The sequence below is a fragment of the Polaromonas sp. P4_F6 genome, assembly GCF_056401275.1.
The window spans coordinates 171,357-183,756 of the sequence record NZ_JBFUJQ010000007.1 but is presented as its reverse complement, the minus strand read 5'-3'; the positions used below and the strand labels follow the sequence as shown (position 1 = coordinate 183,756).

Here is a 12,400-nt window from a genome sequence, read left to right as displayed (position 1 = left end):
GCAAGGGGACAAGCCGCAGCACCCGCTGCGCACTCGCGCCTAAGCTTGTGCCCATGATGTCCACCAAAACCCTTTCCCTCGATTCTTCGCTGGTGGCGCTCGACCGGGCGCACCTGATCCACCCCGTGGCCAACTGGCGCGGCCATGAGCAGCGCGGCGCCACGGTGCTGCGCTCCGGCAAGGGCGCCTGGCTGCGCGACGCCGACGGCCGCGAACTGCTCGATGCCTTCGCGGGCCTGTGGTGCGTCAATATCGGCTACGGCCACGAAAGTGTGGTGGAGGCCGCCGCGCGCCAGATGCGCGAGCTGCCCTACGCCACCGGCTACTTCAGCTACGCGAGCGAGCCGGCCATACGCCTGGCCGCCAAGCTGGTGGAGATCGCGCCGCCGGGCTTGAAGCACGTATACCTCACACTCGGCGGCTCCGAGGCGGTGGACGCGGCCGTGCGGCTTATCGTGCAGTACTACAACAGCACGGGCCGGCCGGCCAAGAAGCATTTCATTGCGCTGGAACGCGGTTACCACGGCTCATCGTCCACCGGCGCGGGCCTCACGGCCCTGCCCGCCTTCCACCGCGGCTTTGACCTGCCGCGCCCCGAGCAGCACTACATCCCCTCGCCCTACCTCTACCGCAGCCCCGCGGGCAATGACCCGCAGGCGCTGATCGCGGCTTCGGTAGCCTCATTGCGCGAGAAGGTGAACGCGCTGGGCGCGGAGAACGTCGCGGCCTTCTTCTGCGAACCTATCCAGGGCTCGGGCGGCGTGATCGTGCCGCCCGCGGGCTGGCTCAAGGCCATGCACCAGGCCTGCCGCGAGCTGGACATCCTGTTCGTGGCCGACGAGGTGATCACCGGCTTCGGCCGCACCGGCCCCATGTTCGCCTGCGACGCCGAGGGTGTATCGCCCGACCTGATGACGGTGGCCAAGGGCTTGACATCCGGCTACGCGCCCATGGGCGCGCTGCTGATGTCGGAGCGCGTGTACGCGGGTATTGCCGACGGCACGCCCGAAGGTGCGCTGGTGGGCCACGGCGCCACCTACTCCGCGCACCCGGTGAGCGCCGCCGTAGCGCTGGAAGTCATACGCCTTTACGAAGAGGGCGGCATCCTCGCCAACGGCCAGCGCGTCGCGCCCCACTTCGAAGCGGGGCTGCGCTCCATGTTGCGCCATCCGCTGGTGGGCGATGCACGCTCGCGCGGCCTGCTGGGCGCGCTCGAACTGGTGAGCGACAAATACACCAAGGCCCGCTTCGACCCGGCGCTGCAGCTGCCCGACCGCATCGCCAAGGCGGCTTACGAGAACGGCCTGATCTTCCGCGCTTTCGGCGACAGCATCCTGGGTTTTGCGCCGGCCTTGTGCTTCACGCCCTCGGAGTTCGAGCAGATGTTCGAGCGGCTGAACCGCACCCTGGACACCGTGCTCGAGCAGCCCGACGTGCGGCGCGCACTGGCTTGACCTGATTGACTTGGGCGCGGAACTTGCATAAAAGGGGTTAACAATGAATACCTCTACCGGCAACCCCAAACTCGACCGCCTTGACCTGCGCATCCTCTGCCATCTGCAAAAGAACGGGCGCGCCTCGAACGTCGAAATCGCCGACGCCGTCGGCCTGTCGCCCAGCCCTTGCCTGGTCCGCGTGAAGCGGCTGGAGCAGGCCGGCTACATCGCCGGCTACGGCGCGCAGATCCGGCTCGAGAAACTGGGCGACACGCTGCTGGTGTTCACCGAGGTCACGCTGCAGGACCACAAGCGCGAGGACTTCGTCAAGTTCGAGATGAGCATACGCCCCATCGACGAGATCGTGGAATGCCACCTGGTCAGCGGCGGCTACGACTACCTGCTGAAGTTCGTCACGCGCGGCGTAAACCACTACCAGGAGATCGTCGAGGGCTTGCTGGAGGCCAACATCGGCATCGAAAAATACTTCAGCTACATCGTCATCAAGACACCCTTCGTCAAGAACTACTACCCCATCGAGCAGCTGATGCAGCCCCACGCCTGAGCGGGCTGAGCAGGCCGGGGGCCGCAGCTTTTGCTGCAGCCCGGCCTGATTCGACATTTGCTGCTGCGCCGGCGCCCGTTTCCGGTGCCATCTCCGGCGGGGCCGGCCTACGCTTGCAGCATGAACCCTCCTCCCCGCATCCCGGCGCCTGCCCGCTCGGCCGCAGTGATCCAGCGTGTGCAACGGCACATCAACGAGAACCTCAACCAGGCGCTATCGCTGACGGAGCTGGCCGATCTCGCCGGGCTCAGCATATGGCGCTTTGCCACCGTGTTCCGCCAGCAAGTCGGTGTGTCCCCGCATCGCTACATCTGCCGGCTGCGCCTGGCGCGCGCGCAAGCCCTGATGCGGCAGGGCATGCCGGTCGCCAGCGCGGCCAGCGAGGCGGGCTTTTACGACCAAAGCCATCTCTCGCGGCACTTCAAGACCGTGTTCGGCATGACGCCCGGGCAGTACCTCACGGCTGCCAGCCAGCCTCGGGCAGCACGCCAGGCCTTCCAATGACCGGGGAGATTGCGGACCTGCTGCCCGAGCTGGTCGCGCTGCGGCGCGACCTGCATGCGCATCCGGAGCTCGCCTTCAAGGAGCACCGGACCGCCGGCATCGTCGCCTCGGCCCTGCGCGACCTGGGGCTGGAAGTGCATGAAGGCATAGGCGGCACCGGTGTTGTCGGCGTGCTGCGCGCCGGCACCGCGGGGCGCAGCGTGGGCCTGCGCGCCGACATGGACGCGCTGCCGATTCTTGAACAAGGCGAGAAGCCTTATGTCAGCCGCTTCCCCGGCATCCACCACGGCTGCGGGCATGACGGGCACACCGCCATGCTGCTGGGCGCGGCACGCCACCTGGCGCGCACGCGCCGCTTCAACGGAACCGTCAACTTCATCTTCCAGCCGGCCGAGGAAGGCCGGGGCGGCGCACGCGTGATGGTCCAGGAAGGGCTCTTCAAGCGTTTCCCCTGCGACGCGGTCTATGCCCTGCACAACTGGCCGGAGCTGCCCGCCGGCACCGCCCAGACGCGGCCGGGCGCCATCATGGCGGCGGCCGATCGCTTCGACATCGTGGTCCGCGGCCGGGGAGGCCATGCGGCCCAGCCGCACCGCACGCCCGATGCGGTGCTTGCCGCGAGCGAGCTGGTCTCGCAGCTGCACACCATCACGTCGCGCCGGATTCCGCCGACCGAGAACGCGGTGCTCTCGGTCACGCGCATCAGCGGCGGCCAGTCGCACAACGTGCTGCCCTCGGCGGTCGAGCTCACGGGCACGGTGCGCAGTTTTGATGCGGACGTGCAGGACACCCTAGAAGCGTCCATCCGGCAGATCGCGCAAGGCGTGGCCCAGGCGACAGGCACCGCGATCGAGGTGGAGTATGTGCGCTACTACCCCGCCACCGTGAACACGCCGCAGGAAGCGGCGCTGGCCTTGCGCGCCGCCGAAGCCGCGGGGCTGAAGGCCTCGATGGCGCCCTCGGCGGCCTTCACCTCCGAGGACTTCGCCTTCATGCTCCAGGCCCGGCCCGGCGCCTACCTCTGGCTGGGCCAGGGCGCGGGCCCGCGGCGCGAAGACAGCCCCTCATTGCACCATCCCAGCTACGACTTCAACGACGAGGTGCTGCCATTGGGCATCAGCTGGTTTGTCCAGGTGGCGAGCCTTGCGCTCGCGGGCTGATATGCGCTTGCGCGCACCGTGACCGTCATCAACCCAAAGCGCGCACCGAGTTGCTGATCGCCCGCGCGCATTCGAGCGCCGCCGGGGCGAGCCGCTGCTCCAGCTCGGACAGGGTCCAGCGGCTGGTCGGTGCCACCACATGGACCGCCCCCATGGGCATGCCCTGCGCGCCGACGATGGCCGCGGCGACGGTCATGTCGCCGAGGTACAGCTCCTCCCGGTTGATCGCATAACCCCGGCGCCGCGCGGTGCGCAGCAGGGCCATGATCTCCTCGACATCCGTGGTTGTGTGCTCGGTGTGCGCCACGGTATCCGATTGGGCGAGCAACTGGCGCGCGTCGTCTTCGGGCAGCGTGCTCAGGAAAGCGCGGCCCGACGCGGTGCAATACATGGGGATGCGGCTGCCGATAGGCATGTGGATGGGCACGAATTTGGCGCTCACAAAGCGGGCGACGTACACCATTTCGGTTCCGTCGGGCTCGGTGAGGTTGCAGGTTTCGCCCGTCAGCCGCGCCAGTTCGGACAGGAAGGGCGTTGCCATGTCGATCAACGCGTCCGCGGCCAGGTAGTTGAACCCGATCTGCATGACGCGCGGCGTCAGCTGGTAGCGCCGCGTCTGCGGGTGCTTGCGCACATAACCCAGCTGCTCCAGCGTGTAGACCATGCGCTGCGCGGAACTCTTGGTCATCTCCGTCGCGGCGGCCACCTCGCCCAGCGTCATGGTGCGGCGCTGGGCATTGAAGGCGCGCAGGACGGCCAGGCCTTTTTCCAGCGACTGGTTAAAGAGCAGGTCCGGAGGGGTCGCGGCAAGGGTTTCTTCCATGGATTCGACGCTTTATTGGCGCTTTATTGGGGTAAATCCCATTCTATATCGTATCGCATATCGATTCACATGAATTGAATACTGGCATGTTGATTGCTATATTCGATTCATCATCCGTCCACCGCACCCTTTAGGAGCATGTATGAAATCGATTCTTCGCACTCTCGCCCGCCTGGCACTTGGCCTGTCCTCGGCCGCGCTGGTTTCCGCAGCCTTCGCCCAGGCGACCTACAACGTCGGCGCCACCGCCACCGGGGTGCCCTTCACCTTTCTTGACGTCAAAACCAACTCCGTCCAGGGAATGATGGTGGACACGGCCGCGGCTGTCGGCCAGGCCGCCGGCTTCAAGGTGGCGGTGCAGCAGACGGTGTTTTCGGCGCTGATCCCATCCCTGACCGCCAGCAAGATCGACATCATCTCGGCCGGCATGCTCAAAACGCCGGCGCGCGCCGAAGTCGTCGACTTCAGCCAGCCCGTCTATTCCTACGGAGAGGGCCTGATCGTCAAGGCCGATGACGCCAAGCCCTATGCCACGCTCGACGAACTGAAGGGCGAGGCGGTCGGCGCGCAGGTGGGCACCGTGTTCATCGACATGCTCAACAAGAAAGGCGGCTTCAAGGAGGTCCGCAGCTACGACTCCATCGCCGACATGATGCGCGACATCGCACTGGGCCGCATCAAGGCCGGGCTGGGCGACCAGCCTATCGTCGCCTACCAGCTGTCGCAGGGCGTGAACCCGAACGTCAAGCTGGCCAAGGACTACAAAGCCAGCAACGTGGGCGACGTCTGCCTGGTGGTGCGCAAGGGCGATGCCGAAATGCTGGCGCGCGTGAACAAGGGCATCGCGGCCATCAAGGCCGACGGCACGCTGGCCAAGATCATCAAGAAGTGGAACCTGTGAGGCCGCGATGACGAGCTTCGTCCAGCACTCGGTCGAGTTCCTGCCTATCCTGCTGCAGGGTGCGTGGGTCACCATCCAGGTGACCGTGCTGTCCTTTGTGCTTTCCAGCGTCGTGGGCCTGGTGCTGGCGCTGATGAAAGTCTCGCACTGGCGGGCCCTCTCTCTTGCGGCGGGTACGCTGGTCAACGTGATCCGCGGGCTGCCCATCATCGTGCAGCTGTTCTACATCTACTTTGTGCTGCCCGAGTTCGGCGTGCAGCTCAGCGCCTTCCAGGCCGGGGTCATAGGCCTGGGTATTGCGTACTCGGCCTACCAGGCGGAGAACTTTCGCGCCGGCATCGAGGCGGTGGATGCCGGCCAGCTGGAGGCGGCCCAGGCGATCGGCATGCGCATGCCGATGATCATGCGGCGCGTGATCCTGCCGCAAGCCTTTCGCATCGCCTTGCCGCCCTATGGCAACACGCTGGTGATGATGCTCAAGGACTCGTCCCTGGTTTCCACCATCACCGTGGCCGAGATGACGCGGGCCGGCCAGCTGATTGCGTCCTCCACCTTCCAGAACATGACGGTGTACACCCTGGTCGCCTTGCTGTACCTGCTGATGAGCCTGCCGCTGGTCTATGGCTTGCGCCGGCTGGAAGCGCGCATGGGCGCGAGGAAAACACGATGATCGAAGTCGACAACCTGCACAAGCGCTTCGGCGACAACGAGGTGCTCAAAGGCGTGAGCTTCAAGGTGGGCGCCGGCGAGGTGGTATGCCTGATCGGTCCGTCCGGGTCCGGCAAGTCCACCGCCCTGCGCTGCATCAACGGGCTGGAGTCCTACGAGGGCGGCGAGATCCGCGTGCTCGGCGAGCGCGTCGACCGCCATGCCAAAACCATCCACGCGCTGCGCGGCAGCGTCGGCATGGTGTTCCAGCGCTTCAACCTGTTCCCGCACCGCACGGCGCTGGAGAACGTGATGGAGGGCCCGCTGTACGTCAAGCGCGAACCCGCGGAAACGGCGCGGCAAGAGGCGATGGCGCTGCTCGACAAGGTGGGCCTGGCGCATAAGGCCGAGGCCTGGCCCGCGGAGCTGTCGGGCGGCCAGCAGCAGCGCGTGGCCATCGCCCGCGCGCTGGCCATGAAACCCAAGGCCATGCTGTTCGACGAGCCGACCTCGGCGCTCGATCCCGAGCTGGTGGGCGAGGTGCTCACCGTGATGCGCGCCCTGGCCGACGAGGGCATGACGATGGTGGTCGTCACCCACGAGATGGGCTTCGCGCGCGAAGTCGCCGACCGCGTCTGCTTCCTGCACAGCGGCAGCATCGTCGAGGCCGGCACCGCCGAACAGCTGCTGTCCTCACCCCAACATGCGCGCACCCAGGACTTCCTGCGGCGCGTCCTCAGACCGCAACCATGAAAATCTCCCGTCCCGGGCTGCCCGCCGCCGAATCGGTGTGGGCGGCCACGGCGCCCCCCGCGCCGCCCACACCGCCGCTGCGCGAATCGATCCAAACCGACGTGGCCATCGTCGGCGCAGGCTTCACCGGGCTGTCAACCGCCCTGCACCTGGCCGAGGCCGGGGTGTCCACTTGCGTCCTCGAAGCCAGCGAGCCGGGCTGGGGCGCCTCGGGACGCAACGGCGGCCAGGTCAACCCCACGCTCAAGCACGATCCCGATGCGCTGGTGCACCTGCTGGGCGCGAAGCAGGGTGAGCGGCTGATTGACGCCCTGGATCGCTCGGGCGACCTGGTGTTTGATTTGATCGAGCGCCACGCTATCGACTGCCAGCCGCTGCGCCGCGGCTGGCTGCAACTGGCCCATTCGCCACAAGCGGTCGCGGGCCTGCATGCGCGCGCGCAGCAATGGCAGCGCCGCGGCGTGCCAACCCAGGTACTGGATCGCGCCGAGGTCGCGCGCCGGGTCGGCAGCGAGGCTTTCGCCGGCGGCTGGCTCGACCCGCGCGCGGGCAGCATACAGCCGCTGGCCTTCACGCGCGGCCTGGCGGGTGCCGCGCTCGCGCAAGGCGCACGCATCTACGGCAACACACTGGTCAGCGGCCTGCAGCGCGAGGGGGGGCGCTGGATCGTCCACACGGCCGGCGGCCCGACGGTGAGCGCCGAACGTGTGCTGCTCGCCACCAACGGCTATACCGGCGCGCTGTGGCCCCAGCTTGAGCAGACAGTGCTCGCGGCCAACAGCTTTATCGTTGCCACCGAACCCTTGAAAGGGGCGGCGGCGGACACCATCCTGCCCGGCGGCCAGACGGCGTCCAACACGCAGCGGCTGCTGCTGTACTTTCGCCGCGACGCGCAGGGCCGCCTGCTGATGGGCGGGCGCGGCCATTTCGCCGACCCCAGCGGACCGGCGGATTTCCGGCATCTCGAACGATCCGTGGAATTGCTGTTTCCGCAGCTGGGCGCCGTGAAGTACCAGTACCGCTGGTCCGGCCGGATAGCGATCACGCGCGACTTCATGCCGCATGTGCATGAGCCCGCTCCCGGCATCACGATCGCCCTCGGCTACAACGGCCGCGGCATCGCCATGGCCACGTCGATGGGCAAACACCTGGCCGCCCGCATGACGGGAAGCACCGATGTGTTCCCGTTTCCCATCAGCCCCATACGCCCCATCCCGCTGCACGGGCTGCAGCGCCTCTACATCGCCGCCGGTGTGGCCTGGTACTCGCTGCTGGACCGCTTCAGCTGACTCGACTCGAAAGGAACCGACATCATGACGACAAACGAACAAGGCGCGCCCGGCACCGCGCGCACCGACGCGGCCTGGCTGGCCGCGCATTGGATGCCCTATACCGGAAACCGCGAATTCAAGGCCAATCCGCGCATGATGGTGAGCGCCAGCGGTAGTTATTACCAGGACGCGGACGGTCGCCGGATTTTCGACGGGCTGTCAGGGCTGTGGTGCTGCGGGCTAGGCCATGGGCGCCAGGAACTGACCGACGCGGTGAGCCAACAAATGGCGCGGCTCGACTACGCGCCGGCCTTCCAGTTCGGGCACCCGCTGTCTTTCGAGCTGGCCAATCGCATTGTCGAGTTCATGCCCGCGGGATTGAACCGCGTCTTCTTTACCGGCTCGGGCTCGGAAGCCGCCGACACCTCGCTCAAGATGGCGCGCGCCTACTGGAGGGCCAAGGGCCTGGCGAGCAAGACGCGCCTCATCGGCCGGGAGAAAGGTTATCACGGTGTGAACTTCGGCGGCATCTCGGTGGGCGGGATTGGCGCCAACCGCAAACTTTTCGGCCAGGGGGTGGAGGCCGACCACCTGCCGCACACCCAGTTGAAGAAAAATGCCTTCTCGCGAGGCATGCCGGCGCAAGGGGCGGAGCTTGCCGACGAGTTGCTGAACCTGATCGCCCTGCACGACGCGTCGAACATCGCCGCCGTCATCGTGGAGCCCTTTTCGGGCTCGGCCGGTGTGGTGATCCCTCCCGTGGGTTACCTGCAACGCCTGCGCGAGATTTGCACCGCCCACAACATCCTGCTGATTTTCGACGAGGTGATCACCGGCTTCGGCCGCGCGGGCGCCTGGACCGGGGCTGAGGCTTTCGGCGTGACGCCCGACATCCTGAACCTGGCCAAGCAGGTCACCAACGGCGTACAGCCGCTGGGCGCCGTGGTGGCGAGGCAGGAAATCTATGACACCTTCATGGCGGCCGGCGGGCCCGACTACATGCTCGAATTCCCGCACGGCTACACCTACTCGGCCCACCCGGTGGCCTGCGCCGCGGGCGTGGCCGCACTCGACCTGCTGCGCAAGGAAGACGCGATCGGCCGCGTGCGCGCCCTCGCGCCGCATTTCGAAGCCGCCGTGCACGGTCTCAAGGGTGTGAAGCACGTTGCCGACATCCGTAACTATGGGCTGGCGGCGGGCCTGACCATAGACGCACACCCGGGCGAGCCGGCACGCCGGCCCTTCGAGATTGCGATGGCCATGCTGAAAAAGGGCTTTTATGTGCGCTACGGCGGCGACACCATCCAGCTCGCGCCGCCCTTCATCGCCACGAAGGCGGAAATCGACAGCCTTGTTGCGGCGCTGGGCGATACGCTGATGCAGACCAGCTGAGCCGGCAAGCCACCACCCCGCCGGTTTCTCCGGCACAGCACTTCATACCGCCCCAAGCTCGCATCTCTTCCAGAAAAAAATCTCTTCTGGACAGTTCAAACCGATCGATGTCTACTGACGGGGCCCTTGTGGATTTCCGCAGCCCTTGGGATCCGCGCATTTGGGGTGCCGCTGCTCCCGCCCAAAATGCCGGACAAGAAAACTTTGGCCACTCCTTTACCGCGCGCGTTTAACCATGGATATCCGTACCGCCACGACAGATGACGCACCCGCCATTGCCGCGATCTACGCCCCGATCGTGCGCGAGACAGCCATTTCGTTCGAGTTGGAGCCGCCAACGGCCGACGAAATGGGGATGCGCATAGCGACCACGCTGCAGCGCTTTCCCTGGCTGGTGAGTCTTGATGCTTCAGGCCAGGTCAGCGGCTATGTCTATGCCAGCAAGCATCGCGAACGGGCCGCCTACCAGTGGTCCGTGGACGTGACGGCCTATGTGCGCAGTGACGCCCGCGGCCAAGGCATCGGCAAACAGCTTTACAAATCGCTGCTGGAGGAGCTGAAGACGCTGGGCTACGCGCAAGCCTTTGCCGGTATTGCCCTTCCGAACGCTGCGAGTGTGGCGCTCCACGAATCGATGGGGTTTGAGCCGCTCGGAATCTACCGAAAGGTCGGCTACAAGTTGAATGCCTGGCACGACGTGGGTTGGTGGCAGCGCTCCCTTCAGGCACTTGCGCAACCTGGCCCACTGAAGGCGTATCAGGGCCGGTAAATCCCGGCCTGTCGCGGCGGGTTTTCCTTCTGAACTTGCCGGAAACCGCATCCTCGGCGGCCACGCGCTTTCACTGCCGGCCAGACAAGCCGGGGCCGGCGGATCAACGGTCCGAATGCGTCTCGAAGACAAGCGACCTGAGCCACTGGTTTGCCGGGTCCTTGTGGTACTTGGCGTGCCAAAAAAGATTGATGGCGATTTGCGGCAACTTGACGGGATGGTTGACGTATCTGAGATTAAATGGCGTCGCCATTTTTTCGGCCAGGCGCTCGGGAACCGTGGCCGCCATGTCGGTCGATTGAAGAATATGGCCAATCGCGACGAAATGGGGAACCGTGAGGCGTATGCGTCTTTTTTGTGAACCGCTGTCCAGAATTTCGTCGACTTTCCCGTGTCCGGTTCCCGCGGACGCAATCACGACGTGGTCGCTTGCAAAAAAATCCGCTGGGGAAATCTTTCGCTTGTCCAGTGGATGGTTTTTGCGAAACACACAAACGTATTGTTGAGAGAACAGACGCTGCTGGAAGAATCCGGCCTTCAATTGGGGTAACAGCCCGATGGCCAGGTCGACGTGTCCCGCCTCCATGGCATCTTTCAGGTTGACGGTGGTATTGCGCACCGTGCTGATGGAAACCCCGGGCGCCACTTTCTGGATTTTTTCCATCAAGAGAGGCAGGAAGTAGATTTCGCCGATGTCGGTCATCCCGACGGTAAAGCTCCGTTTGCTGCTGGCGGGGTCGAATGAATTCTTGACGTTGATCGCGCCGTGGATCATGCCCAGCGCATAACCTATCGATTCGGCCAATTGGTCCGCAAAGGGCGTGGGCTGCATGCCGCTCGACGTGCGCAAAAAAAGCTCATCCCCAAACAGCTTGCGCAGGCGCGCCAGGGCGTTGCTGACGGCGGGCTGTCCCAGCCCGAGGTTCTCCGCCACCTTGGAGACTTTTCTTTCGGTCAGCAGCTGGTTAAAGATCACCAGCAGGTTCAGGTCAATGTCCTTGAGTTCCATCTGTGGCCCCTCGTGGTATGGAGTATTGATTCAAATGATATAGAACATTAACGCCATTGTATTGACTGATTTTGGTGGGTCTTTGATCATGGCCTCATTGCAGCGGATGCCCCTGATTGCCGCTGCCCACGAGACCCACCAGATCAAGCACGATGGAAATTTTTGTCCGCCCTCTCCAGCGTACGCTGAGCGTTACCGCAGGGGTGAACTTGCTCGACGCCCTGCGCGCCAACGACGTGCCGGTGTCCTACAGCTGCCTGGCCGGGCGTTGCGGCACCTGCCGCTGCAAGCTCGTCGAAGGGCAAGTGCTCGCCTCGGGCGGGGAAGCGCAGCGGCCGGTGGCGGATGGCGACCAGTACGTATTGGCCTGCCAGACCTTTCTGACGGAATCCTGCATTGTCGAGATCCCCGAGCCCGACGAGGTCGTTGTCCATACGGCAAAAATCGTCAAGGCCACCGTCGTCGCGGTGGAAGACCAGACCCACGACATCAAACGCCTGCGGCTGAAACCGGCCAAGCCCATCGAGTTTTCACCGGGGCAGTACGCCCAGCTCCAGTTCACGCCCGAGCACATCCGGCCTTACTCCATGGCGGGCCTGTGTGCCGACGGCGAGCTGGAGTTCCACGTGCGCCTGGTCGCCGAGGGCCGCGTTACGGGCTATATCGCCAATACGCTGAAGGTCGGCGACGCGGTGCGCGTCAGCGGCCCGCTGGGTTCGGCCTACCTGCGCCGCAAGCATGAAGGGCCGATGCTTTGCGTGGCCGGCGGTACAGGCCTGGCGCCGATTCTGTCCATCATCCGCGGCGTCATTGCCGAAGGCATGCGCAACAGCATCCACCTGTATTTCGGCGTTCGTTCCGAACGCGACGTCTATGGCCGCGAGTGGCTGGCGGAGCTTCAGCGCCAGCATCCGCAACTGAAGGTGCACCTCGTGCTGGCATCCGGCCAGGCGCCCGGCTGCCGCACCGGCCTGGTCACCGAAGCCATTGCCCAGGACTGGCCGGGGCTTGAGGGCTTCCGTGCCTATCTCTGCGGTGCGCCCCCCATGGTTGAGGCCACCAGCCTGCTGGTGCGCCAGATGGGCGTGCTGCCCGAACAAATCTATGCCGACGCGTTTTATGCCAGCGGCACTTGAGCGATCAGACCGATCAGATCGAACAACAGGAAC

General features: G+C 65.4%; 13 protein-coding genes. 11 read left to right on the top strand and 2 right to left on the bottom strand.

What is annotated here, in order from left to right; translation table 11 throughout:
* Positions 1-53 precede the first annotated feature (53 nt).
* The 4 genes from AC1DUN_RS17455 to AC1DUN_RS17440 all read left to right on the top strand — a co-directional run bounded on the left by AC1DUN_RS17455 (position 54) and on the right by AC1DUN_RS17440 (position 3,665).
* A complete protein-coding gene (locus AC1DUN_RS17455; protein ID WP_477715060.1) occupies positions 54-1,454 on the top strand; it encodes an aminotransferase class III-fold pyridoxal phosphate-dependent enzyme in 1,401 nt (466 codons plus the stop codon).
* A gap of 43 nt (positions 1,455-1,497) precedes the next feature.
* A complete protein-coding gene (locus AC1DUN_RS17450) occupies positions 1,498-2,001 on the top strand; it encodes an Lrp/AsnC family transcriptional regulator (RefSeq protein WP_074579680.1) in 504 nt (167 codons plus the stop codon).
* 120 nt (positions 2,002-2,121) lie between these two features.
* Positions 2,122-2,505: a helix-turn-helix domain-containing protein gene (locus AC1DUN_RS17445; RefSeq protein WP_477715059.1), complete on the top strand. Its 384-nt coding sequence runs from the start codon at positions 2,122-2,124 to the stop codon at positions 2,503-2,505.
* Complete coding sequence (locus AC1DUN_RS17440; RefSeq protein ID WP_477715058.1) at positions 2,502-3,665, top strand: M20 aminoacylase family protein; 1,164 nt, start codon at positions 2,502-2,504, stop codon at positions 3,663-3,665. Before AC1DUN_RS17445 ends, AC1DUN_RS17440 begins: the two co-directional genes overlap by 4 nt.
* 28 nt (positions 3,666-3,693) lie before the next feature.
* Here the strand turns inward: AC1DUN_RS17440 and AC1DUN_RS17435 are convergent, their stop codons facing one another.
* Positions 3,694-4,488: an IclR family transcriptional regulator gene (locus AC1DUN_RS17435; RefSeq protein ID WP_477715057.1), complete on the bottom strand. Its 795-nt coding sequence runs from the start codon at positions 4,486-4,488 to the stop codon at positions 3,694-3,696.
* 142 nt (positions 4,489-4,630) lie between these two features.
* On the opposite strand from AC1DUN_RS17435, the gene AC1DUN_RS17430 reads away from it, so the two are divergent.
* The 6 genes from AC1DUN_RS17430 (at position 4,631) to AC1DUN_RS17405 (ending at position 10,222) form a co-directional block, all read left to right on the top strand.
* Positions 4,631-5,389 carry an ABC transporter substrate-binding protein gene (locus AC1DUN_RS17430; protein WP_477715056.1) on the top strand — a complete coding sequence of 253 codons (759 nt, stop codon included), beginning with the start codon at positions 4,631-4,633 and terminating at the stop codon, positions 5,387-5,389.
* Between the two features lie 7 nt (positions 5,390-5,396).
* Entirely contained in the window at positions 5,397-6,059 is a 663-nt protein-coding gene (gene ehuD / locus AC1DUN_RS17425) for an ectoine/hydroxyectoine ABC transporter permease subunit EhuD (protein WP_477715055.1), read from the top strand.
* On the top strand, positions 6,056-6,790 hold the full coding sequence (locus tag AC1DUN_RS17420; RefSeq protein WP_477715054.1) for an amino acid ABC transporter ATP-binding protein: 735 nt from the start codon (positions 6,056-6,058) through the stop codon (positions 6,788-6,790). Before ehuD ends, AC1DUN_RS17420 begins: the two co-directional genes overlap by 4 nt.
* Complete coding sequence (locus tag AC1DUN_RS17415) at positions 6,787-8,079, top strand: NAD(P)/FAD-dependent oxidoreductase (RefSeq protein WP_477715053.1); 1,293 nt, start codon at positions 6,787-6,789, stop codon at positions 8,077-8,079. Before AC1DUN_RS17420 ends, AC1DUN_RS17415 begins: the two co-directional genes overlap by 4 nt.
* A gap of 24 nt (positions 8,080-8,103) precedes the next feature.
* Positions 8,104-9,453: an omega-aminotransferase AptA gene (aptA, locus tag AC1DUN_RS17410; RefSeq protein WP_477715052.1), complete on the top strand. Its 1,350-nt coding sequence runs from the start codon at positions 8,104-8,106 to the stop codon at positions 9,451-9,453.
* Positions 9,454-9,688: 235 nt separating this feature from the next.
* Positions 9,689-10,222 carry an arsinothricin resistance N-acetyltransferase ArsN1 family B gene (locus tag AC1DUN_RS17405; protein ID WP_477715051.1) on the top strand — a complete coding sequence of 178 codons (534 nt, stop codon included), beginning with the start codon at positions 9,689-9,691 and terminating at the stop codon, positions 10,220-10,222.
* 103 nt (positions 10,223-10,325) lie between these two features.
* Here AC1DUN_RS17405 and AC1DUN_RS17400 read toward each other — a convergent pair whose 3' ends face one another.
* Positions 10,326-11,231, bottom strand: a complete 906-nt coding sequence (locus AC1DUN_RS17400; RefSeq protein WP_477715050.1) for a LysR family transcriptional regulator — start codon at positions 11,229-11,231, stop codon at positions 10,326-10,328.
* Positions 11,232-11,383: 152 nt separating this feature from the next.
* Between AC1DUN_RS17400 and AC1DUN_RS17395 the strand changes: the two genes are divergently transcribed.
* A complete protein-coding gene (locus AC1DUN_RS17395) occupies positions 11,384-12,367 on the top strand; it encodes a 2Fe-2S iron-sulfur cluster-binding protein (protein ID WP_477715049.1) in 984 nt (327 codons plus the stop codon).
* Positions 12,368-12,400: the final 33 nt, after the last annotated feature.